This window comes from Raskinella chloraquaticus (SeqCode) (genome assembly GCF_021731865.1).
GTDB classification, from domain to species: Bacteria; Pseudomonadota; Alphaproteobacteria; order Rhizobiales; family UBA4765; genus Raskinella; species Raskinella chloraquaticus.
In genome coordinates this window covers 1-21,742 of sequence record NZ_JAKFWN010000033.1, presented here as the reverse complement: position 1 = coordinate 21,742, position 21,742 = coordinate 1, and the positions used below count along the sequence as shown (strand labels likewise).

Sequence of the window (21,742 nt, the reverse complement as noted above, 5' to 3'; positions counted from 1 at the left end):
GCGGTGCGCGCCTGGACGAACGTCATGTTGCCGCAATCAGGTCGGCCGTGGCCGACCTGATCGTTGTTGAGTTCGGAAGTCGGGAACACCCGACTTCCGAGGGGCGCGGGTTCGTGCTTTCGCGCAAGGTTTCACGGACCGCTTCAACTGCCGCCATCGGCACCGGACGCGGCGTGCCGCGCGTCGTCGGCGGCGATTTCGCTACGGGGCGAACCTGCGCAGGATTGGAGCTCAATCCCCAGGCGCGATCCGCCTTTTGCGCGTTGATCGTGCCGTCGCCCTCAACAGTGATCCGGCCCGCGCGAAGCGCCTTTCGAACCGCCATGTCGGAGACGCCCTCAAGGACCGCGCCTGCGCGGTCCGTCGCAAGGAAAGGACGGTCCCGGCAATGCGGGACCTAGTGGCGCGCATAGACCCTCCGCGACAGACCCATGGGCTGCGCTCCCAATCGAAAATAATGAGCGATTAGAGCGACTTAGGAGTTGCTCCGATTTGTGTGTCGAGGCTGTCTGCGACCCGTCCTAACCCACGGAGATCGCTCATGAAACGCCGCAAAGTTCATCCCGCCGACGCCGCCAACGCGGCGGTCCTCGCCTAGGCCGTTCGCTTCGACGTTGCCCTGTTCCTCGGAACCGGGCGCTACGCATCCAGTTCGGCTGTTGCCGATCTGGACATCGAAACTGGCGAAGTCGGGAACACCCGACTTCGCTTGCGAGCGCACTGAGCCTTGAAGATGCGCGGATCGAGGCGATGCGCCTCGTCGCCGAGAATCCGACCCCGTTCGGCAAGCGCCTTCCGCTGATCTACGGCGTCACCGCCCAAGGGACTTCGGCGTTGGCCGAAGTTCCGGGTCATCAACCACTCAAAGTCGGGAACACCCGACTTTGAGTGGCCGCTCGGCGCTCGTCACTTCGAACTGAACCCAATCCGAAGGAGCGCAGCCATGACCACGGAAGCCACGACCTACGACAGGAAGTTCAACGCTTAAGCGGTGCGCAGCGCACCGGGCTGAAGCCCGGCAAGTTCGAGGTCTTCAAGACGCCCGATGGCCGTTTCGGCTGGCGGGCCATCACCGGAAGCGAGCCCGCGATCAGCATCACCGATCCAGCGCTGGCCGATCACCAGCTTGCACAAGCGAATGCCGCTTCCTGGCCAAGCGGCCCGAAGACCGGCAAGCGCAAGGCAATCATCGAGCAGGCGCAGGCGGGCGCGCTTCCGGCGGCGCCGGATTTCTCGAAGCCGACCCATGCGCGGTTTCGGTTGAGGCTCGCCAAGCTGGTAGCGCTTGCCGAGGCGGGCGACATCGAAGGCCTCAAGGCCATCGAAATCAATCCGGTTTCGACGAGCCCGAAGGCGATGGCGCGCTATCGCGGTCTGGCGATCATCGCCATAGAAGCGCGGCGCATGGCGGCATGATCGGAGTCGGGCAAGCCCAGCGGCCCTTCAAATCGGCTCAAGCGAGGAGCGGCTCGGTGCCCTTGTCCAGCAGGCGCAGGTAAGTTGGATACTCGAATAACCGTCCACGCTGACGGCCGGTTATTTCGCGGACGATGTTGGCGCCGGCCATCAGGGTGAGGGCGTTGGTGACGGTCGGCACCGAGATTTTCAGTTCCCTGGCGACCGATCCGATGGTGACGAGCGGACGCTTCTGCAAAAACTCGTGCACGCGAAGCGCCGAAGGCGCAGCACGCCCGAAGCTTGCGATTGTCGACCGGTCGCGATCAAAAAGGGACATGATATCGCGCGCCGTCTCCGCGGCCTGTTCGGCGGTTTCGGCGACGCCGGTGAGGAAGAACTCCATCCAGGCCTCCCATGCGCCTGCGAAGCGCACTTCCTGCAACAAGCGGTAATAGTCTTGCCGGCGGCTTTTGAGGAACAGGCTGAGATAGAGGATCGGCTCGCGAAGCGCTCCCGCTTCACAAAGCATCAGCGTCACGATGAGGCGGCCGAGGCGGCCGTTGCCGTCGAGGAAAGGATGGATCGTCTCGAATTGAACATGCGCGAGGCCCGCGCGGATCAGGGGAGGCAGAGTCGGATCGTCGAGGTGCAGGAAACGCTCGAAGGCATCAAGGCACTCCATGAGCCGATCCGGCGGCGGCGGAACGAACAGTGCGTTGCCTGGACGCGTCCCGCCGATCCAGTTCTGCGACCGGCGGAACTCGCCCGGTTGTTTGGCCGCGCCGCGGCCGGACTTGAGCAGGATCTCGTGCATCTCGCGAAGAAGGCGCAGCGACAGCGGGAACCCGCCGCGTAATCGACGCACGCCGTGGTCTATCGCTGCAACGTAGTTGGAGACCTCGGCGACATCGTCGAAGGGAACCTGCGCAAACTCGTCATTCTCGAACAGCAGCAAATCCGACAACGACGACTGTGTTCCCTCGATCTGGGACGACAGCAGCGCTTCCTTGCGGACATACATGAATAGGAAGAGCGGGGTCGAAGGCAGAATCGTCGTCACGCCGTCGAGCCGACCCACCGCACCCCGCGCGCGATCGTAGAGCGTCAGGAACGATCCTGTGTCGAGCGGTGGGAGGGGAGGGAGAGGCGATGGCAGATAGGCTCGAACGGCCTCGCCCGCCACCGTTGTGACGATGTGCTGAACAATGCGGGTGTTTGCGGGGTTGGCTATGAAGGCGATCCTTTAACAAGCACGAGTCGTTATTAAGCTTTAAAGCGATATTGTTTAATAAGCAACCGCCTCTAATCAGGGCAAACCCCGAACCGGGGCGGCAAGGCGCGGTACGATTGTTCCAACAAACGCTATCAGACAACTGAATATCGGCTTTGCCTTGGCATCGCCCGGAAATCTGGATGTGGCTCAATCGCTCCGCTTAGCAGCTCAATCCGAAGGTGCCGCGCACCCGAGTGCGAACCCGCGAACCCAAGCGCGAACTGCGAACCCGGTTCGCGAACCTGCCGCTGGCAAAGGATCGCGCTGCCGCCGCGAACTACAATTCGCTTGTCGCGGATATCTCGCGCGCCGAATGCGATTGAATGTCGTCATAGGCGCGCTCAAGACGCCAAAAGGCGTTGAAAGCGCGGGCAAACGGCAACGGGTTCAAAGCACTAGGAAGATATCTTAATTTAATCATATGCTTAGCTGCAATCGTACCTGTTGCGTTCTCGCGCCTGGGGGACTAGGGGTCGTGGGTTCGAATCCCGCCACTCCGACCAATATTGAGCCGCAAGAGTGTCGATTAGCTAAAACTGTAGGTTTTAAATAGTTTCACTTCATCCAAAGGAATAACTTCAGGAATCGAGTGTAGGAGTTCGGAATTAATTATCGAGCGTTTCATTGCATTTGTAACGCCTGCACAGCTAATCCACTCGCTATTCCATATTGAAATATCTTGTCCTCTGACAATTTTACAAATCGCCTCTTCGAAATCGATATTCATGTTCAATTTAAGTGGAACCATTACGCGCTGCAGCCATATTTCAAGATAACCATTGTAAGGAACATTTTTAAACTTAGTGTACATAGCCTGATAAAGTTCAATTTTTTCGTCTCTGTTTTTTACAAATGAAATTAAATGGCTCAATATCGCTGAAACAAACGGTATTGTTATTGGAGAAATCACAGCTATATCCGTTAAAATGGCAACCAATACGTTCAGCTCTTGCGCAATAAGCGCAGATTGTGAGATTCGATTTTTTTTCTTAAAATGTTTTGATAGAATTCGCTTAAGAAACGCCGCAACGATCCGCTATTTGGATGATGTCGTCCAAACGAATGCAGTCTCAAGAGTTGTTCCTGGAGTATGTGTAATTTGCTATTTCTGAAAGAAGCGAACTCCATCCCGGCAAGCTTATCGGGTTTTATAGATCCCTGTATCACATTGTTACTTATAACTGTTTTAGATGTATTCAGTTTCATTCCTACGTGACGCAATGAGTCACTTATGACCTTTAAAATTGCTTCTGCTCTGTGACTGTTGTTTGTAAAAATCATATAATCATCCCTGTATCGTAAGATTGCAAAGTCACTTTTGTTTCCGATAACAGTTGTAATGTTACGATCAACGTAGCGTAGAACGATCTCAGCAATTAAGTCCATAAGCGTTGAGCCTTGAGGGATTCCGTTCGTTTGACCGTAACGCCCCGCAGAAATATGTCGATCTATAATATTGCCAATTAACGTGTTATCACCCTTGCTACGTTTAGATTCGTTTTGTCCGTGAATAGACCATGGAATACTATGCGTGTACAAAGAGCCATAGCAATCTGCTACATCAGTGTATATCAAATAACTGAATTCTAGACTTAGTTTTAGAGACTGTTGCTCAACAGATTCCCACCAGTTGGAAATTTGCGTTGCTTTTTCGGATTGCACACCGGTGGAAATAACTGGAAGGCTGCAGCATGTAACTGCTTCTGATTCAATTGGCTTTAGGAATGAGGTAATCTGCGTCCAGTGGTCTTTGGTGCAAATCGAATTAAGTAGGGAAACATACAATACGGGATGTATTAGCTCCAAGGGACGCCAAGCAAAACGTCCATCCTTATTCGCTATGAAATTGTAGTTAACGTCTGGAAAATCACCTGGTTTCTTTTTTTTTAAAAATGTATCGTAATTAACGCCATGTAATATTTTATCTATATTTTTTAAAAGTGGTGCAAAGTCAATATAAGTCGGCAGGTCGCCGTTGAAATAGCTTTTATTTTTGAGAAAATATGATTTGGCTTCCGCTGAAGAAACTTGGCCCAGTGTTTTCATTTAACTGTTCTCCACCTCTTCAAAATACATCTCCCGGAGCTTTGCCACCACCGGGCCGGGCGTGCCGCCGCCCACCGTCTTGCCGTCGATGGTAACGACCGGCATGGCAATGGTGGAGGCGGAGGTGAAGAAGATTTCCGCCGCATTCATCGCTTCATCGACCGTGAAGGCGCGCTCGACGACCTTCATCTGCAGATTTGCGGCAATCTTCATCAGGGTTCGCCGCGTCACACCGGGCAGGATGGAGGTGGACAATTCACGCGTCACGATCTCGCCGGCCCTGGTGACGATGAAGGCGGTTGATGAAGCGCCCTCGGTGACGTGCCCGTCCTCGACCATCCATGTTTCGGCAACGCCGGCAGCCTTTGCGGCCTGCTTGGCGAGCACCTGGGCTAGGAGGGCGGTTGATTTGATGTCACGCCGCTTCCAGCGCAGATCGGGCAGGGTGATGATGGCTGCCCCTGTCTTTGCCAACGGATTGTCGCGGAAGGGCTTGGCTTGCGTGAACATCACGACCGTCGGCGCGATGTCGGGCGGGCAGGTGAAGTCGCGCTCATAAACACCGCGCGTCACCTCGATATAGATCAGCCCCTCCGCAAGCCCGTTGCGGGCGATCAGCTCGTCCTGGATAGCGATCCATTCGTTGATGCTATGGGGATTTTTGATGGCAATCTCACCGAGCGAGCGGTCGAGGCGCTCCAGATGCGGCAGATTGTCAATCGTCCTGCCATGAAGCACCGCCGAGACCTCGTAGATGCCATCCCCGAAGAGAAAGCCGCGATCCATCACCGGGATCTTCGCCTCCTCCAGCGGGAGATAGGTACCGTTGACATAAACGATGCGGGGAGAAGGGGTCATGGTCGGGTCCTGCCTTGCAATGAGGGCGATTAATGGCTGAGAATCTTCGACAGAAAAAGCTGGGCGCGATCCGAGCGCGGCTTGCCGAAAAACTCGTCTGTTGGACGATCCTCGATGATCTCGCCCTTGTCCATGAAGATGACGCGGTCTGCCACCTTGCGGGCAAAACCCATTTCATGGGTGACTACCATCATCGTCATGCCGTCATGCGCCAGCGCCACCATGACATCGAGCACTTCGGTGATCATTTCCGGGTCGAGCGCCGAGGTCGGCTCGTCAAACAGCATGGCGACAGGGTCCATGGCGAGCGCGCGTGCAATCGCCACGCGCTGCTGCTGCCCGCCGGACAATTGACCGGGAAATTTATCGGCGTGCTCGTCCAGACCCACGCGATGGAGGAGAGCGGTTGCCTTCGCCATGGCTTCAGCGCGGCTGCGCCCCAGCACCTTGGTCTGGCCAAGACAGAGATTGTCGATGATTTTCAGATGAGGAAACAGCTCGAAATGCTGGAACACCATGCCGATACGCGCGCGCAGTTTCGGCAGATCGGTACCCTTCGCCGCAACCTCGATCCCATCAACGGTGATGGCGCCCGACTGGAAGGGCTCCAGCCCGTTCACGCATTTGATGAGCGTTGATTTGCCCGATCCTGACGGGCCGCACACCACCACCACCTCGCCCTTGTCGACCGCCGTCGTGCAGGATTTCAGCACCTGGAATGTCGGGCCGTACCATTTGCACACATCGCGCATCTCGATCATTGGCATCGGTTGTGGTCCTATCGCGGGATGGCGGTGCGCATCTGCAAGCTCTTGACGAGGCGCGAAGCGGAAAACGATATGGCGAAATAGACGAGAGCAGCGAACACGTACATCTCGATGAGGCGCCCGTCGCGTTGCGCCACATTGGAGGCCGCGCCAAGAAAATCGGTGATCGAGATAACGTAGACGAGCGAGGTGTCCTGAAACAGGATGATAGTCTGCGTCAGGATCACCGGCAGCATGTTGCGCACCGCCTGCGGCACGATGATGTAGCCCATCACCTGCCAATAGGTGAGGCCGATCGCATAGCCCGCCGCCAACTGGCCACGCGGGATCGACTGGATGCCGGCGCGCATGATCTCGGAAAAATAAGCAGCCTCGAACAGGGTGAAGGTGATGAGGGCGGAGGCAAAGGCGCCGACCTCGACCGGACGGTCAGCGCGCAGGATGACCTGGCCGACAAAAGGCACGAGAAAATAGAACCAGAAGATCACCAGCACCAGCGGCAGCGAGCGCATGAGGTTGACATAGCCGGTGGCGAGCGGCGCAAGAATAGGCAAGGTGGAAAGCCGCATCAGCGCCAGCAGCGTGCCGAGCAACAGCCCGCCCAGGGCGGCCAATGCCGTCAGCGTCAGCGTGAAACTCATCCCCTGCCGGAAAAGATAGGGCAGGGAGCGCGCGATGACGTTAAAATCAATGTCGGGCAACATGCTACGTCCCTGCCACGTAGCCGGGGATGGCGATGGCTTTTTCAAAGCGGCGCAGGACGACGGTGATGAGCGCGTTGATCACCAGATAAATGACGGTTGCAGCCGTGAACGCCTCGAAGACCTGAAACGAATATTCCTGCATGGCGCGGGTACGCGCGGTGAGTTCCGCAAGGCCGATGGTGAGCGCCACCGAGGTGTTCTTCAGCGTGTTGAGGGTCTCCGAGGTGAGTGGCGGCAGGATGATGCGCAGCGTCATCGGCAGCAGCACGTAGATATAGGTCTGCGCCGTCGTCAGGCCAAGCGCCGTAGCGGCCATAGATTGCCCGCGCGGCAGCGACTGGATACCGGCTTTCACCTGTTCGGCGATGCGCGCCGACATGAACAGCCCGACGCCCACAGCACCCGTCCAGAAGGAGGCGTTCGGGAGGGTTTTGAGCCAGTTGCCTAAGTCCTTGGGCAGCAATTCCGGCAGGACGAAATACCACAGGAACAATTGGACCAGCAGCGGAATGTTGCGGAAGAACTCGACATAGGCATCGCCCAGCCCAACGCCCAGGCGCGAGGGAAGGGTGCGCAAAACCCCAACCGCGCTGCCCAATGAGACGGCAATGATCCACGCCAGCACCGCCGTCACCAGCGTCCAGCGCAACCCCATCATCAGCATGTCGAAATAGGTGCCGATGCCTTCAGGCGAGGGTTCGAGAAAAATACCCCAGTTCCAGTGATAATTCATGATCAACCCTGACTGTGGCGCAGCACCCGGAGGTGCCACGCCGGTCGTTTCGTTGCCCCTCAGTAGGCTTTGGGATCGGGATTGTCGGTTGGTGCCGCATAGGCTTTTTTGAGCTTCTCGCCGACGGGCACGTTGAGGTTGAGCCCCTTGGGCGGAATGGCGCTCGTAAACCATTTCGCATAGAGCGCCGCTCCTTCAGCACTTCTGAAAAGCGCGGAAGTCGCCTTGTCGGCAAGCGCCTTGAAAGGTGCATCATCCTTGCGCAGCATGATCGCGTAGGGTTCGGGCAGCGAGAAGGCATCATCGGATGTCTGATAGGCGCCGGGGTCCTTGGAACTGGCGATGAGGCTCGCCAGCAGAATGTCGTCCATGACGAAGGCGTCCGCGCGGTCAAGCTCAACCAGCAGGAAGGACGCCGCATGATCCTTGGCCGACATGACGTTGATGCCGAGATTGCGCGCGGCATTCGCCTCCACCAGCTGTTTCATATTCGTCGTGCCGGCGGTTGATACAACCGTCTTGCCTTTCAGATCGTCGATCTTTTTTAGATTCTTCACCTTCTTGGAGACGAATGCCGAGGCGGTTAGAAAATGCGTATTGGTGTAGCCGACCTGCTTCTGGCGTTCTTCATTATTTGTCGTGGAACCGCATTCAAGGTCAATCGTGCCGTTGGCGATCAGCGGGATGCGGGTCGATGAGGTAACGGGAACCAGGCGCACATCGAGCTTGTCGAGCTTGAGTTCGGTTTTGACCGCCTCCACGATCTTGGCGCAGATATCGAGGGAATAACCGATCACCTTGCCATTATCATCAATGTAGGAAAAAGGGACCGAGCTGTCGCGGTGGCCAAGAGAAATCGAGCCAGTTTCCTTGATTTTCTTCAGCGTTCCGCTCAATTCCTGCGCCGCCGCAAGTCCAGGCACCGCCAGAACTGCCGCGACTGTCAACATCAATTTTCTCATAGGCACTACTCCCTGTTGGTGAACCCGATACCGTCGCAGGCGTTGCGGCCCTCGCGCCTTCCGCCCCTGATCGGCTGCGCCCCACGACGCCGCCATGATGGATTTGATGGTAGCCGCAAGAAGCCGGCGTCGGCCAATGCATTTTTGCATTATTTATCGGCAGCATCGCCAACGCACCGCGTTACAGTGGATGCGCCCGAAAGATCGTCCGCGCCAAATAGCGCCGCTGGCTTGCAAAACGTGCATTGGCAAGCGTGGCGAAGTCGGGCGATGATGGCACAGGAACAACGAAAGAGGTCGCCATGCACGTCAACCCACCCTATCTGATGTTTCTCGGGGATGTCGCCGATCAACTGGCGGCAAAGACGGCTCATGGCATTGTCGACTGGCGCGGCGATTGGTGTCTGGGCCAGTTGCGGCTCGATGGTTGCAAGGCTGATCTTGGCATTCCTGACATGACGATTGCCGAGGCGCTAGCGAAGGGTGTCAAAACTCTGATCATTGGTGTTGCCAATGCCGGGGGCGTGCTTCCCGATCATTGGTCCGCTAAGATTGTGGACGCCATCGAGGCCGGGCTTGATGTGGCAAGCGGTCTCCACACCAGGCTCTCCGCGAAGCCCGAGATCAAGGCGGCGGCCGAGCGCCACGGGCGCCAGCTTCTGGATGTCCGTCACTCCGATCAGCGCTTCGATACCGGCAAGGGAACGAAGCGGCCGGGACTGCGTCTGCTGACGGTTGGAACCGACTGTTCGGTCGGCAAGAAATACACCGCTCTTGCTCTGGAAAAAACGATGCGCGAGCACGGCTTCAGCGCTGATTTTAGGGCAACAGGCCAGACCGGGGTGTTCATCTCGGGGCGCGGTGTTGCCATTGATGCCGTGGTGGCTGATTTCATCTCGGGCGCCGTTGAATGGATTGCTCCTGCCGCCGCTCCTGACCACTGGGATCTGGTGGAAGGGCAGGGCTCGCTGTTCCACCCGTCTTTTGCCGGTGTCAGCCTTGGTCTCCTGCATGGTGCGCAGGCGGACGCCTTTGTCATTTGCCATGAGCCGACCCGCACCACCATGCGCGGGGTCAAACATCCATTGCCCTCCATTCAGGATGTGATTGATCTGACAATCCGCTGCGGCTCATTGACCAATCCGGCGATCCGGCCGGTCGGGATTGCCATCAATACCGAGGCTTTGTCTGACGAGGACGCGCGCACCGTGATCGCGAGGGCTGGCGAAGCCCACGATCTGCCGGCGACCGATCCGATCCGCTTCGGCGTCGATACAATCGTGGCGCGGATCGGGCGCGATTTTCCTCATTCCCGTCGGGTGCGCTGAAATTGACGATGCGAACTCTGGATATTGCCGTCGAGTGCTGGCCGATCGCCGGGACGTTCACCATTTCCCGCGGCAGCCGCACTGAAGCGGTCGTGGTTGTTGTACGCGTGCGTGAAGGCGAGCATGCAGGCGAGGGGGAATGCGTGCCCTATGCCCGCTACGGCGAGAGCATCGATAGCGTCGTGGCCCAGATCGAAGCCGTGGCGCCGCAGATAAGGGGAGGGCTGTCGCGGCACGCCCTGGTCCACGCACTGCCGGCAGGCGCGGCTCGCAACGCCATAGATTGCGCACTATGGGATCTGGAAGCAAATGCAACCGGCAAAGCGCTTTATCAGCTTGCCGGCACGCCAGTGCCGACGCGGCTTCTCACCGCCTATACGCTGAGCCTGGGTGATCCGCAGACCATGTTTGAGGCCGCAGTGAAGGCTGCCGCGCGCCCGCTCCTCAAGATCAAGCTGGGTGGTAAAGGTGATCCCGAGCGACTCGCTGCCATCCGTCGCGGCGCGCCGCACGCGCGCCTCATCGTTGATGCCAACGAGGCGTGGCGGCCAGAGACATTGGCGACCAATCTGGCGGCCTGCGTGGCAGTGGGTGTCGAACTTGTCGAGCAACCGCTGCCGGCTGGCGAGGATGGTGCACTCGCGGGCGTCACCACGCAGATTGCCATCTGCGCCGATGAATCAATCCATGATCACGCAAGCCTTGCTCATCTCCCTCCCTGGTACAGCGCCATCAACATCAAGCTTGACAAGACGGGCGGCCTCACGGATGCGCTGCAACTGCTGAACGCAGCACGCGAGCGCGGGCTGAAGATCATGGTAGGATGCATGCTCGGGACGTCGCTTGCCATGCGCCCGGCGCTGGCGCTGGCTGAAGGCGCCGAATTCGTCGATCTCGATGGTCCGCTTTTGCTGGCCAAGGACCGCGACAACGCTCTGCGTTTTGATGGCAGTTACATCTTGCCGCCCAACTGACAGCGCCGTCCCCTTGCTTTTTTGGCGTCGGGCGATGGCTGGTCGGACGTTGGAAGGACCAAACAGGGGGGTGGATATGCGGCTGATTGCGGCGATGTCATTTGTTATGCTGCTCGCCATTGCCAGCTCGGCACAAGCGCAAGGCGAGCGCATCAATGTTCAGGGCGTCGAGCGGACATATCTGCTCGTGGGCCAGAAAAAACCGGCGCGCCTTCCGCTCATTCTGGCGCTCCATGGCAACAGGGGAAGCGGTGCGCAATTTGCCCGCTATGCCGGGTGGGACGAACTGGCGCGCCAGGAGAACATCCTGGTCGCGCTGCCGGACGGATTGAACCGCGCCTGGGCGGACGGCAGGCCGCAGGCGCAGTTTCGTGGGAAGCCGCCGCCGCCGGGAACTGACGATGTGGCTTTCCTCGCTGCGCTTGTCGCGCACCTTGTTCAGCAGGGATACGCTGACCCGACCCGTGTTTACATCACTGGCCTGTCAAATGGCGGCGCCATGACCTATCGCATGTTGTGCGAGCGCGCCGATCTTTTTGCCGGCGCGGCACCGATTATCACTAATCTCCCTGACGCCGTGGCGCGCGCATGCCGGCCATCGCGACGTGTCCCGCTCCTCGTCATGAACGGGACGGCCGATCGTTTTGCTCCGTTCGCATCGCAATCCGGCCTCACCCTTGGTCACGAAGATGCGTTGGCATTCTGGCGTCGCCACAATGGTTGCGGCGAGATTGACGCGCGCCGCACCCTGCCCGATCGCGACCCGACCGATGGCAGTACGGTCGCCGTCACCTCCTATGCCTGTCCAGCTAATGCCAGGGTCCTGTCATACGTGATTGCGGGTGGCGGGCATCAGTTTCCCTCCATCGCCAAAGCGCCGGTTCTCGAAAACCTGCTGGGGCCGCGCAATCGCGACATTGAGGGCAGCCGGACGCTGTGGGATTTTTTTCGTCACCCGTAATGATCCAAATGAGGTCATCGGGTGAGGGCGAGCGTTGTTGACGACGACAGCCATGATGCATCATGACGACGTCGTTATTCGCGGCCAACGGATTGTCCCAAAGCTGCAACCAGATAATCAATGGATACGCGCAATTTGCGCGCTATATAACGCCCCGGCGGATAGAGGATGTTGACCGGCAGAGCGGCGGGCGCATAGTTGGTAAGAAGCGCAACGACATCACCTTGCCTGATTGCGCCTTCCGCGACAAAACCTGGCACACGCGCAATTCCAAAGCCCCGGCGGGCCGCTTCAACACACGCCTCCGCCTGTGAGAAACGCAGGCGGCCTGCGACCTCGACCGCGAAGCCCTTGCGGTTCCGGGGGTCACGGAACGACCAGTTGAGGGGGCTGCGAAAATTGCTGTCGATGATGCACGGGTGATGCACCAGATCACCTGGCGTGGTGATCATCGCGGCGCTCGCGAGATAGGCGGGGGCGGCAACAACCGTGATCGTCATCTCGGCGAGCTTTCGTGCGATCAGCGACGTATCACCTGTGTCGCCGATGCGGATCGCCGCATCAAAACCTTCCTCGACAAGATGGACGATGCGGTCGCTAAAACTGATGTCGAGGGCAAGTCGCGGATAGGTCTGCGCCAATGCCAGCAGGGCTGGCGTCAGACGCATCGATCCATAGGCCAGCGGCGCGGTAATCCGCAGCCTGCCAGCCGGCTCGCTGGTTGCTTCGCGCATGGCGGTATCGAGGGCATCGAATTCGTCAAGCAGCCCCTTGATCCGGTCAAGATAGCCGCGCCCGGCATCGGTGAGCGACAGGCTGCGCGTCGTGCGGTCAAGGAGACGGGTGCCAAGATCGGCTTCCAGGCGCGCCACCAGTTTTGACGCCTGTGCGGGGCTGGTCGCGAGCCTTGTCGCAGCGCGGGCAAAGCTGCCGGCTTCAGCAACGGCAACAAACATCCGGTCGCATGCAAGCCTGTCCATCCTCCTATGTCCTTCCCTCGGCCGCGTCGGCGAAGCCTGAGAATTACCACTCGCCGCCATCGCTTCACAGACAAGAGAGCTGTTTGATCAGGAAAAATCGGCTATCGACGTACAGGCGATCGGGTGGGAGGAGCAGATGAAGGGTATCGGATTGCGCGGTCTGCTCGCCTTGTGCGCCATCTTGCCGCTCTCCGCGCGGGCTCAGCCATCCTGCGGAGGTGCTGATCAACCCTGTATTGTCACGCTGGGCACCTACCACGCAGCGCTCCCTGATACGTCCCCTCCTGATGGCGGTAAACGCCCGGCGGTCCTGTTTTTCCACGGTGCCGGCGGGGTTGGCGCTGACGCCATTGGCAAGGCGCATTACCTTCGCCCCTTTGTTGACGCCGGCTATGTGATCATTTCGCCCAATGGGCTCGTGCGCACCACCGGTTTCCTCAGCACTGGCTGGTCGTTTCGCCCCGAAGGGCCACAGCAGCGCGATGAACTGGCCTTCGCCCGCGCAGTGATCGCTGACGCAGTCGGGCAATTCAGTATCGATCCTGATCGCCTGCTGATCACCGGCTTTTCCATTGGTGGTTCGCTCGTCTGGTACCTGGCCTGCAAGGAGCCACAGCTTGGCGCGGCCTATGCGCCACTTGCCGGCGGCTTCTGGCGTCCATTGCCCAAATCATGCGCCGGCCCGATCGATCTGCTGCAGACCCATGGCTGGCGCGATCAGACGGTGCCGCTGGAGGGTCGCCCGTTGCGCGGCGGGGAAATCTATCAGGGCGACATCTTCGAGGGCTTGCAGATCTGGCGGGCAATCGCTGGTTGTCGCCGTCTGCGGGCGGACAATTTCGAGACCGGTGCTGTCTTCTGGGTCCGCACATGGAGTGAATGCGACAGCGGCCGCGAACTGGCGCTGGCGCTGCATCCCGGCGATCACGACACGATTCCCGAAGGCTGGGCTGAGCGCGCGCGCACCTGGTTTGAACGCCGGATCGCGGCCGTGCGCAAGCGCACGCACTCGCAATAGCCGCACCTATCCCCGTCGGTATTGTTGCAGGCGCGCGACGATCGGCAGGACGAGTCCATGCGGGGAAATCGCCGAACTCCATGCGGTCAGCTTGGTGAAAATGCCGGGCAGGACAATTCGCTTGCCGGCCAGAAATCCCTCCCACGCCGCGTTGACGACGTCAACGGCATTGCTGCGTGGCAGAAGCTTGAACAAAAGCTCCGACTGGATGCCCGCCCTCTCGAAAAACGCGGTGCGCACCGGCCCCGGGCACAAGGTTGTCACCGTCACGCCCTTGCCTTTGTTCTCTTGATGAAGGGCTTCCCCAAACGAGCGCACAAATGCCTTGCTGGCGTAGTAGCAGGTCATGTAGGGCCCGGGAAAATAACTGGCGGTCGAGGCCACCAGCAAAACACCGCCGCGCCCGCGCCTCGTCATGCCCGGCAGAAAGGTCAGCGTCTGCTCGGCGAGTGCGCGGATGTTGAGATCAAGGAGCGCCATCTGAGCGGTCACGCCAATGTCGGCCGCATCGCCAATTACTCCAAATCCGGCATTTGCAACCAGAACATCGCAATGAAGGTAGGCATCAGCCAGAAAGCGGGCCAGTCTGGCCGTGGCATCCGGCAGACCAAGATCAAGCGCCAGTACATGCGCAACGCAGCCGAGCGCTCGCGCTTCCGCGGCGGCGTCCTCAAGACCCTGCTGGCTGCGCGCGACAAGCACCATGGTGCGTTTTTCAGCCGCAATCCGCCGGACGAAATCACGACCAAGCCCAACCGACGCGCCGGTGATGATGACGCAAGGTTGCGTATTATCCACCATCAAGGTCTTCCGACACCCACAGCGATGCACTCGGGCGAGGCTGCAGCAAGAGCCGCTGGGCTTCCATCAATTCCGACAATGCCGCGCGCAGCCTCCGCCGTCCCTCCTCGGAAATATGGGGCGACGGCGCCTCTGGCCGGTAGGTGAAATGTGAGGCCGCCGACATCGCGGCCGGTGTCACGTCAGCGCTGTCGCGATTCATCGCGGGCATGTGGCCTTGGTCCGCAGCGATTTGCGGTTCCGCCGCCCCAGATTGAGGCGCCAAGTGACGAGCTTGATCGCTGCTCTCGCCGACCGCTTTCAGGCTTCCTGGATTGCTTGCGACGTTCTGGACAAATTTGATGCCCTGCGATTTCAGGATGCGCTGGACGCCCTTGATCGTGTAACCTTGGCCGTACAGGAGATGCTTGATACCGCGCAGAAGGTCAACGTCGTCCTTGCGATAATAGCGCCGTCCGCCTCCGCGTTTCAGGGGCCTGATATGAGTAAACCGTGTTTCCCAGAAGCGCAGCACATGCTGGGGCAAATCGAGTTCGTCAGCCGCCTCGCTGATTGTCCGAAAGGCAGCTTGAGGTCTGTCGGCTTCCACCGTCCGTCCTTCTGCCTCGGTCATCTCACGCATCCGCCTCGCCATTGACCCTCTGCCTGAGGATCGCCGATGCCTTGAAAACCATCACACGGCGCGGTTCGATCGGCACTTCCTGGCCGGTCTTGGGATTGCGCCCCACCCGCTGACCTTTGGATCTGACAAGAAACGAGCCAAAGGACGACAGCTTTACGTTTTCGCCACGTAGGATAGCGTCAGTGATCTCACCAAGCACCAGCTCGACGAGATGTGCTGATTCCGTTCGTGACAAACCAACCTGCTGGTGAACGCTATCACTCAGATCGGCACGGGTAATCGTTTTTCCGCCCATTCTTGACCCCATATCGTTCCCACCGCGATGACGATAAGCGCGTTGACGGTGCATGGTCAATTGATGTCATGGCCGACAACGACGATTTTGCGCGTGATTTCGTCTATTTGGTGCCGATGTGTCTATTGCACCCTTGCCATGCCGGCGCTCGCAGGTCGTTGCATGGCGGCGCGCAGCGCCCATATGGCGGCAACCAGCAGGAAATAATGACGCCAGTGATCGGTATGGATGATGAAGCTGACCATTGTCAGGGGTACAAAGCTCGCGACCAGAACGATCATATGGGAACGCAAGGGGTGGGCACGCCTTAACCCCGAGATCGCCAGCATCACCGTGGTGATGCATAAGGCCAGATAGCTCAGACCGCCCGCCCAGCCATAGGACAGGAAGGTGTTGAGATAGGCGTTATGAGCGTCTTCGCCGAAACGCGCTGCAAATTCGAAGGGACCAAGGCCCCAGGGCGCGGCGAGAAGGACATTGAGGGCGTTGAGGTAGTTATCGAAGCGGCCTCCCGTCTTGAGATCATAGCTCTGTTGCAGGGACGCACGCTCGGCGAATACCTTGCCAACGCTGTCAAGCGACAGCAATATGGCAATCAGCGCTGCGAGAAGAACAACGCCGGCAAGACCGGTGATGAGAAGGCGCGCGCGCAAGCGCGCCGAGCCCGTCGTGATGAGGGTCAGAACCGCTAGAAGCAGCAGCGATCCGACCAGATGCGCCCACGAGGCGCGGGAAAAACTGAGAAATTGGCCAACACATAAAAACAGAAATGAAGCGATCGCCGGTATAAATTTGCGCACGCCGTGGATCAGGTCCTGGGCAATGAACAGGGTGGGCGGAATGAGAAACGGCCCGAAAACGTTGGGGTCGTTAAAGGTCGCTTTTGCCCGTGTGCCGTCATAGGCGGTGAATAGCGCGCTGGTGCCGCCAATGTTGAAATAGCCGGCAATTGCGGCGAGGCTCGCAAGCAGAGCAGCGATGATCCAGGCGCGGCGCAATAATACGAATCTCGCTTCGGTGTTCTCGCTCAGGAGCAGCCCGTAGAAGAATGTCGACACCGCGAGGAATACCGAGGTGATGGCAAAATTGGCAACGCGCGTGCGCTCCATGATCGGCACGGCGGCGATAATACCCGATACGTTGAGAACAAGCAGAAGCCCCATCAGCGCCACCATGAAGCGCGGCAGACGCAGAGTGCTCGCCAGAAGGATCACCATGCCGCCGCTGACGATAAGCTCGTGGGGCGCCGGATCCGTCATGACAAAGAAGCTCGCGAGAACAGCTACGAACAGCAGTCGATCACGAAACCGGACACCGGCAAGCCCGCTTGCCGCGACGTTGCTGATCGCGGCTGGCGCGTTCAATAGGCCGCCTCGGATTTGCTGATGAGCGAGATCGGCGTCATCATCAGGATGTAAGCATCACGCAGGATCGACCAGTTCTCGATGTAATGCAGGTCGCATTCGACGCGGCGCTGGATCTTTTCAGGCGTGTCGGTTTCGCCGCGCCAGCCATTGATTTGCGCCCAGCCGGTGATGCCTGGCTTCATCTTGTGGCGGGCGTAATAGCCATCGACGACGTCCTGGTAGAGCGCGTCCGCTGCCTTGGCGTGCACAGCGTGCGGTCGTGGTCCGACCAATGACAGATTGCCTTTGAAGACCACGTTGAAGAGTTGCGGCAATTCATCGAGCGAAGTTTTGCGGATGAAGCGGCCAAGCGGCGTCACCCGCGGATCGCCCCTGGTCACCAGTCGCGTTGCATTGGCATCGCTCTGCTCGCTGTACATGGAGCGGAACTTGTAGACTTCGATCAGTTCATTGTTAAAGCCGTAGCGCTTCTGGCGAAAGAGAACCGGCCCTGGTGACGTGACCTTCACCGCGAGCGCCACGGCGGCCATGACCGGTGACAGGGCGATCAGCGCGAGCACGCCGATGACGCGATCAAACACAGTCTTCGCGATCGCCCCGCTCGCTGACAGCGGCTTGTCGAAAATATCGAGGAACGGCACGTCACCGATATAGGAATAGGCGCGGGGACGGAAACGCAGGCGCGATGACAGCGCCGAGACGCGGATATCAACCGGCAGTACCCACAATTTTTTCAACAAATGCATCAGCCGCGCTTCTGCCGTCATCGGCAGGGCGATGATGAGAAGGTCGACGCGCGACGTGCGGGCAAAGGCTACAAGATCATCAAATGAACCAAGCGTTGGGTAATTGGCGACCGCGCTGCGGTCGTGGCCGCGATCATCGAACAGTCCGACAATACGGATGCCTGCGGTCCTCGATGTCTCTAGGGCGCGAATGAGGCGTATGGCGCTGTCGCCGCCGCCCACAATGACGGCGTTGCGATCGAGCCTGCCGCTATTGGCAAGCGCGGTTATCCGGGCGCGCCAGACGAGGCGTGAGGCGACCAGACCCGCGCTGCCTGACACGAACCACAGGCCAAGCCACAGGCGCGAGAAATCGCTGCCGGCGCGGAGGAAAAAAGCGATCGTCAGCAAAACGAGAAGAGCGATGATCCATGCTGCAAGCACCGATGGAATGCTGACCAGCAATGATTTGAGCGAAGCGCCGCGATAGGCGTGGAACAAGCCGGCCAGCCAGATCGTCAGCGTTGCGACCCCCGGGATCGCCAGCCAGTACTGGATGGCGATGTCCTGCTCGCCGGTATCATAGAGCCAGCGTACGGCAAGACCGAGCGTGATCAGAAACGCGCAGTCGACCGCACGCGCAATCAAGCTCACGGCGGACAAGGACACCGGCGCGGTTTGCCCGGTTGCAAGCCCCCGCTGTGACAAGGACCCTGACGGCCCGGCCAGACCGTCGGCAAGCGGCCCTGATATCGAGACATCACTCATGGGGAAATCGTTTCGCAAATGTCCTGCGGCGCGGGAGGCGAGTATGCGGGACCTGATCTCGCTCCCGGCCGCGGACGGCTATGGGTATACGAGAAAAACATTGTGGAACGTTTAAGCGGCGCTGCATCGTTCTTGCGCCAATTTGGAGCAATAGAGTCCCTCTATGGCATCGACCATAGTGTGCACTGCAAAGCGATTGTTAATGTATGATGCAATCTCACTCATGGTCGCTGCCAGTGTCGCCGGATTGAGGAGCGCTGCCAGCATCGCTGCGCTCAACGCCTCGCTGTCCTCGGCTGGAACAAGTGCCTCGGTGTGCGGCGCGAATATTTCCGGCACCCCGCCGACGGCTGTTGCGATGACAGGTCTTCCTGCAGCGATGGCCTCGAGCAGAAGATAGGGTAGCGATTCTGCCCGCGAGGGCGCAACCACAACCCGGCCGAGCGCAAAGGCGGCGCGGGCGGCGCGTGGTGGCAGAAATTCGACACGCTCATTGAGATGGCAGGCTTTTGCCATGGCCTGATAGCTGGAAAGTTGCGGCCCGGCTCCCACGAGCACAGCGCGCGTGGCGCCGGGCAGGCGCCGCATGGCGGACAGGAAAATATCCACGCCCTTGATATCCCGCATCTCGCCGATGAAGACAAAATCGGCTGCACCGTCGGGTACGGCAACAGGCATGAATTCGTGCCTGTGGAGGCCATTGGGGATCACCGGCCAATGCGGCGATGCCAGATGAAACCGTGAGGCAAACCCTTCACGCGCAAACGCGCTTTCAAAGATAACGGCCTCGCAATGGCGCGACAACCAGGCTTCTGCAGCGCGGTAGGCGCGCCCCTGCAGGGAGGTGGGAGAAAAATGCAGGGTGCCGCCATGCGGCGTGTAAAAACGCGCAGGCGCAGCCCCCTTGCGTGCGAGCGAGGCGGCAAACCGGGCAAGAGCGCCGCCTTTCGCCCCATGCCCGTGGACAATATCAATCTTCTGGCGGGCGATACGATGCATCACATGCGAAACAGCCAGCAAATCTCTCGGCGAGGGCCCGCGCGCCATTGCTAATCGCGTAAGTCCCAGCACGGCGGAATTTTCCAGATGGTCGATCTTGCCTTGCCAGAACGGGCCGGGGTCCCCGGCATCTATCACCAGACCCACACGGTGGCCGCGCTCGGCAAGCCCGTGAGACAGATCAACCACATGACGAAACAGGCCGCCGACGGGAGCGCGCAGAACCTGGAGAATGTTCAGCGGGCGCCGCCACATGATCAGAACCACCGCTCGAAGATCTGGATCGTGTCGCCTGGCCGCAGCGGATGGTGGATGGGCACTTCCGCACGCACCAGTTCGCCATTGACGATACGCGTGATCTCGACGGTCGCCTGACGGGCGCGTGGCGTGAAGCCACGGGCGATCGCCACCGCTGTCTGTGCGGTCATGCCAAGAACGTAAGGATACTGGCCGGGTTGCGTCACTTCGCCAAGGACGAAGAAAGGCCGGTAGGTTTCAACCTCAACCGTGACTTGCGGCGTTTTCAGAAAGCCGTTGCGCAGCGCCGAGGCGATCTGGTCTTCGGTTTCCTTGGTCGTCAGACCGCGAACAGCGACGTTGCCAATCAGTGGCACGGAGAGGCGGCCGGTTTGATCAACCGTGTAAAGATTGGAAAGCTCGGCCTGGCCGAAGACGATAATGCGCAGACGGTCGCCGGTATCGAGCGTGTAGGGCTGGTCAAGCGCGTCAAAGACGGCTTGAGCGGCCGGGACTTTTGCCGTGCGCACGCAGCCTGTCACCAGCACAGCTGCCATCAGCAGGACGGTCAGGACCTGAAAGCGATGTGACGAGCCGCGCATCATCCGTTTGGTACTTTATCCCATGGTCGACAGGCCTCAGTCGTAAGACAACATGGTTAACAAATTCCGACTCTCTTGCAGTGGTTTAACGCCGGGACAATTAACCAGGAAGTTACCTTAATCAGCATTAATCAACTGGTGCCCGGAGGCAGTAATGGTTGATCACGCTTCGACTGATGTGAATGCGGGAAATGTTGGGTCTGACGTGAAGGAGGCCGACCTCGATATGGCAGGCGCGATCGTTGCGCTTAAAAGGCACGCGCGCTTGATTGCGAGCGCCGCTGGCCTTGGCGGATTGATCGCGCTTGGCATCGTCAACCTCGTCAGCCCGCGTTATGCGGCCGAAGTGCGCGTCGTCATCGAGAACCGCGAGACAGCGCTGACCCGTGCCGGCAAGGATCGCGCCGGCGCGCAGGATGACGCGGTCAATCTCGATCCCGAAGCTATTTCCTCGCAGGTGCAGATTGCCTATTCGCGCGATCTGGCGCGTGCCGTCATACGCGATCTTGATCTGGCGAATGTCAGCGAATTCAATCCATTGGCGAGCCCCACGGGCTTGCTCTCGGGGGCTCTCGGATTCGTCGGGCTTGGCCGTGACATTGCCCGCCTCAGCCCGGAGGAGCGCGCATTGGACGCTTATTTCGAACGCCTGACGGTTGCGCCTGTCGACAAGTCCCGGGTGATTGAAATTCGCTTCTGGTCAACGGATGCAGCGCTGGCCGCGCGCATCGCCAACACGATCTCCGAGCGCTTTATTGACCTCCAGACCCGTGACAAGCTTGAGCGAGACCGCAAGGTGCGCCGCTATTTCGAGCACAAGATCGACGATCTGCGCACCACCGTCGCAGACGCTGAAGGGAAGGTGCAGCAATTCCGTGGAGAGGCTGATCTGCTGACCGGCGTTAACAATCTGACGCTCGCGTCCCAGAGCCTGACCGAGTTGACAGCGCAACTGACCGCCGCACAAGGGCAGCAGGCCGAGGCCGAAGCGCGGGCGCGATCGATTCGCGACCTGCTGAAAAGCGGCAGGCCGATTGAGTCAGCCGAGGTTTTTGCCTCTCCCCTGATGCAGCGGCTGACCGAGCGTGCGGCTGCTTTGCGTGCCGAACACGCATTGCAGGCAACCGTTCTGCTTCCGGGTCATCCCCGCATGCGTGAACTGCAGGCCCAGCTTGCCGATAACCAGCAGCAGATCCGTGGTCAGGCCGAGCGCATCATTCGCGGGATCGAGAACGATGCGCGCTCGGCCGGTGATCGCATGCGTGCCATCCAGCAGGCGCTGGAAGAAAAGAAGCGCAGCACCAATTCAAATGGCGACAAGGAA

The 21,742-nt window shown here is 59.4% G+C and carries 23 protein-coding genes; 6 read left to right on the top strand and 17 right to left on the bottom strand.

What is annotated here, in order from left to right:
- Window positions 1-22: 22 nt before the first annotated feature.
- Entirely contained in the window at window positions 23-325 is a 303-nt protein-coding gene (locus ACINK1_RS11820; protein WP_376803084.1) for a hypothetical protein, read from the bottom strand.
- A gap of 563 nt (window positions 326-888) precedes the next feature.
- Here ACINK1_RS11820 and ACINK1_RS11815 point away from each other — a divergent pair.
- Window positions 889-1,416, top strand: a complete 528-nt coding sequence (locus ACINK1_RS11815; protein ID WP_376800993.1) for a hypothetical protein — start codon at window positions 889-891, stop codon at window positions 1,414-1,416.
- 37 nt (window positions 1,417-1,453) lie between these two features.
- On the opposite strand, the gene ACINK1_RS11810 is transcribed toward ACINK1_RS11815, so the two are convergent.
- The 8 genes from ACINK1_RS11810 to ACINK1_RS11775 form a co-directional block, all read right to left on the bottom strand.
- Window positions 1,454-2,581, bottom strand: coding sequence for a Fic family protein (locus ACINK1_RS11810; protein ID WP_376800992.1), 1,128 nt, complete (start codon window positions 2,579-2,581; stop codon window positions 1,454-1,456).
- 616 nt (window positions 2,582-3,197) lie between these two features.
- A complete protein-coding gene (locus ACINK1_RS11805) occupies window positions 3,198-3,608 on the bottom strand; it encodes a hypothetical protein (protein ID WP_376800991.1) in 411 nt (136 codons plus the stop codon).
- A gap of 5 nt (window positions 3,609-3,613) precedes the next feature.
- On the bottom strand, window positions 3,614-4,717 hold the full coding sequence (locus tag ACINK1_RS11800) for an RNA-directed DNA polymerase (RefSeq protein WP_376800990.1): 1,104 nt from the start codon (window positions 4,715-4,717) through the stop codon (window positions 3,614-3,616).
- Window positions 4,718-5,575 carry a D-amino-acid transaminase gene (locus tag ACINK1_RS11795; protein ID WP_376800989.1) on the bottom strand — a complete coding sequence of 286 codons (858 nt, stop codon included), beginning with the start codon at window positions 5,573-5,575 and terminating at the stop codon, window positions 4,718-4,720.
- 29 nt (window positions 5,576-5,604) lie between these two features.
- Window positions 5,605-6,336 carry an amino acid ABC transporter ATP-binding protein gene (locus ACINK1_RS11790; protein ID WP_376801008.1) on the bottom strand — a complete coding sequence of 244 codons (732 nt, stop codon included), beginning with the start codon at window positions 6,334-6,336 and terminating at the stop codon, window positions 5,605-5,607.
- A 17-nt stretch (window positions 6,337-6,353) separates the two neighbouring features.
- Entirely contained in the window at window positions 6,354-7,046 is a 693-nt protein-coding gene (locus ACINK1_RS11785) for an amino acid ABC transporter permease (RefSeq protein ID WP_376800988.1), read from the bottom strand.
- A 1-nt stretch (window position 7,047) separates the two neighbouring features.
- Window positions 7,048-7,779: an amino acid ABC transporter permease gene (locus ACINK1_RS11780; RefSeq protein WP_376800987.1), complete on the bottom strand. Its 732-nt coding sequence runs from the start codon at window positions 7,777-7,779 to the stop codon at window positions 7,048-7,050.
- Between the two features lie 59 nt (window positions 7,780-7,838).
- Window positions 7,839-8,741, bottom strand: a complete 903-nt coding sequence (locus ACINK1_RS11775) for an amino acid ABC transporter substrate-binding protein (protein WP_376800986.1) — start codon at window positions 8,739-8,741, stop codon at window positions 7,839-7,841.
- A 302-nt stretch (window positions 8,742-9,043) separates the two neighbouring features.
- Here ACINK1_RS11775 and dgcN point away from each other — a divergent pair, with 302 nt between their 5' ends.
- From dgcN to ACINK1_RS11760, 3 genes are all read left to right on the top strand, one after another.
- Window positions 9,044-10,069 (top strand): N-acetyltransferase DgcN, encoded by a 1,026-nt coding sequence (gene dgcN, locus ACINK1_RS11770; RefSeq protein ID WP_376800985.1) that lies wholly within the window; start codon window positions 9,044-9,046, stop codon window positions 10,067-10,069.
- 8 nt (window positions 10,070-10,077) lie between these two features.
- On the top strand, window positions 10,078-11,043 hold the full coding sequence (dgcA, locus tag ACINK1_RS11765) for an N-acetyl-D-Glu racemase DgcA (RefSeq protein ID WP_376800984.1): 966 nt from the start codon (window positions 10,078-10,080) through the stop codon (window positions 11,041-11,043).
- A gap of 76 nt (window positions 11,044-11,119) precedes the next feature.
- Window positions 11,120-12,004 carry an alpha/beta hydrolase family esterase gene (locus ACINK1_RS11760; protein WP_376800983.1) on the top strand — a complete coding sequence of 295 codons (885 nt, stop codon included), beginning with the start codon at window positions 11,120-11,122 and terminating at the stop codon, window positions 12,002-12,004.
- 74 nt (window positions 12,005-12,078) lie between these two features.
- Here ACINK1_RS11760 and ACINK1_RS11755 read toward each other — a convergent pair whose 3' ends face one another.
- Window positions 12,079-12,984: a LysR family transcriptional regulator gene (locus ACINK1_RS11755; protein ID WP_376800982.1), complete on the bottom strand. Its 906-nt coding sequence runs from the start codon at window positions 12,982-12,984 to the stop codon at window positions 12,079-12,081.
- Window positions 12,985-13,120: 136 nt separating this feature from the next.
- On the opposite strand from ACINK1_RS11755, the gene ACINK1_RS11750 reads away from it, so the two are divergent.
- Window positions 13,121-14,002, top strand: coding sequence for a PHB depolymerase family esterase (locus ACINK1_RS11750; RefSeq protein WP_376800981.1), 882 nt, complete (start codon window positions 13,121-13,123; stop codon window positions 14,000-14,002).
- Window positions 14,003-14,008: 6 nt separating this feature from the next.
- Here ACINK1_RS11750 and ACINK1_RS11745 read toward each other — a convergent pair whose 3' ends face one another.
- The 7 genes from ACINK1_RS11745 to ACINK1_RS11715 form a co-directional block, all read right to left on the bottom strand.
- The gene (locus tag ACINK1_RS11745; protein WP_376800980.1) at window positions 14,009-14,803 is read right to left on the bottom strand and encodes an SDR family oxidoreductase; all 795 of its coding nucleotides are present in this window, start codon (window positions 14,801-14,803) and stop codon (window positions 14,009-14,011) included.
- Window positions 14,793-15,416, bottom strand: a complete 624-nt coding sequence (locus tag ACINK1_RS11740) for a MerR family transcriptional regulator (protein ID WP_376800979.1) — start codon at window positions 15,414-15,416, stop codon at window positions 14,793-14,795. Before ACINK1_RS11740 ends, ACINK1_RS11745 begins: the two co-directional genes overlap by 11 nt.
- 1 nt (window position 15,417) lies before the next feature.
- Complete coding sequence (locus ACINK1_RS11735) at window positions 15,418-15,720, bottom strand: integration host factor subunit alpha (RefSeq protein ID WP_376800978.1); 303 nt, start codon at window positions 15,718-15,720, stop codon at window positions 15,418-15,420.
- A 122-nt stretch (window positions 15,721-15,842) separates the two neighbouring features.
- Window positions 15,843-17,084: an O-antigen ligase family protein gene (locus ACINK1_RS11730; protein WP_376800977.1), complete on the bottom strand. Its 1,242-nt coding sequence runs from the start codon at window positions 17,082-17,084 to the stop codon at window positions 15,843-15,845.
- Window positions 17,081-18,580 (bottom strand): undecaprenyl-phosphate glucose phosphotransferase, encoded by a 1,500-nt coding sequence (locus tag ACINK1_RS11725; protein WP_376800976.1) that lies wholly within the window; start codon window positions 18,578-18,580, stop codon window positions 17,081-17,083. Before ACINK1_RS11725 ends, ACINK1_RS11730 begins: the two co-directional genes overlap by 4 nt.
- A gap of 111 nt (window positions 18,581-18,691) precedes the next feature.
- Window positions 18,692-19,834, bottom strand: a complete 1,143-nt coding sequence (locus ACINK1_RS11720) for a glycosyltransferase (RefSeq protein ID WP_376803753.1) — start codon at window positions 19,832-19,834, stop codon at window positions 18,692-18,694.
- Between the two features lie 2 nt (window positions 19,835-19,836).
- On the bottom strand, window positions 19,837-20,421 hold the full coding sequence (locus ACINK1_RS11715) for a polysaccharide biosynthesis/export family protein (protein WP_376800974.1): 585 nt from the start codon (window positions 20,419-20,421) through the stop codon (window positions 19,837-19,839).
- A 151-nt stretch (window positions 20,422-20,572) separates the two neighbouring features.
- Here ACINK1_RS11715 and ACINK1_RS11710 point away from each other — a divergent pair.
- Window positions 20,573-21,742, top strand: a 1,170-nt coding sequence (locus ACINK1_RS11710; protein WP_395760137.1) for a GumC family protein, incomplete at its 3' end; no start/stop codon positions are given.

Coding starts and splice junctions, on each gene's coding strand:
- ACINK1_RS11715 (WP_376800974.1), bottom strand. CDS start 20,421: ATGATGCGCGGCTCGTCACATCGCTTTCAGGTCCTGACCGTCCTGCTG.
- ACINK1_RS11800 (WP_376800990.1), bottom strand. CDS start 4,717: ATGAAAACACTGGGCCAAGTTTCTTCAGCGGAAGCCAAATCATATTTT.
- ACINK1_RS11735 (WP_376800978.1), bottom strand. CDS start 15,720: ATGGGCGGAAAAACGATTACCCGTGCCGATCTGAGTGATAGCGTTCAC.
- ACINK1_RS11760 (WP_376800983.1), top strand. CDS start 11,120: ATGCGGCTGATTGCGGCGATGTCATTTGTTATGCTGCTCGCCATTGCC.
- ACINK1_RS11780 (WP_376800987.1), bottom strand. CDS start 7,779: ATGAATTATCACTGGAACTGGGGTATTTTTCTCGAACCCTCGCCTGAA.
- ACINK1_RS11720 (WP_376803753.1), bottom strand. CDS start 19,834: ATGTGGCGGCGCCCGCTGAACATTCTCCAGGTTCTGCGCGCTCCCGTC.
- ACINK1_RS11785 (WP_376800988.1), bottom strand. CDS start 7,046: ATGTTGCCCGACATTGATTTTAACGTCATCGCGCGCTCCCTGCCCTAT.
- ACINK1_RS11745 (WP_376800980.1), bottom strand. CDS start 14,803: ATGGTGGATAATACGCAACCTTGCGTCATCATCACCGGCGCGTCGGTT.
- ACINK1_RS11740 (WP_376800979.1), bottom strand. CDS start 15,416: ATGACCGAGGCAGAAGGACGGACGGTGGAAGCCGACAGACCTCAAGCT.
- ACINK1_RS11795 (WP_376800989.1), bottom strand. CDS start 5,575: ATGACCCCTTCTCCCCGCATCGTTTATGTCAACGGTACCTATCTCCCG.
- dgcA (WP_376800984.1), top strand. CDS start 10,078: ATGCGAACTCTGGATATTGCCGTCGAGTGCTGGCCGATCGCCGGGACG.
- ACINK1_RS11725 (WP_376800976.1), bottom strand. CDS start 18,580: ATGAGTGATGTCTCGATATCAGGGCCGCTTGCCGACGGTCTGGCCGGG.
- dgcN (WP_376800985.1), top strand. CDS start 9,044: ATGCACGTCAACCCACCCTATCTGATGTTTCTCGGGGATGTCGCCGAT.
- ACINK1_RS11750 (WP_376800981.1), top strand. CDS start 13,121: ATGAAGGGTATCGGATTGCGCGGTCTGCTCGCCTTGTGCGCCATCTTG.
- ACINK1_RS11775 (WP_376800986.1), bottom strand. CDS start 8,741: ATGAGAAAATTGATGTTGACAGTCGCGGCAGTTCTGGCGGTGCCTGGA.
- ACINK1_RS11755 (WP_376800982.1), bottom strand. CDS start 12,984: ATGGACAGGCTTGCATGCGACCGGATGTTTGTTGCCGTTGCTGAAGCC.
- ACINK1_RS11820 (WP_376803084.1), bottom strand. CDS start 325: ATGGCGGTTCGAAAGGCGCTTCGCGCGGGCCGGATCACTGTTGAGGGC.
- ACINK1_RS11790 (WP_376801008.1), bottom strand. CDS start 6,336: ATGATCGAGATGCGCGATGTGTGCAAATGGTACGGCCCGACATTCCAG.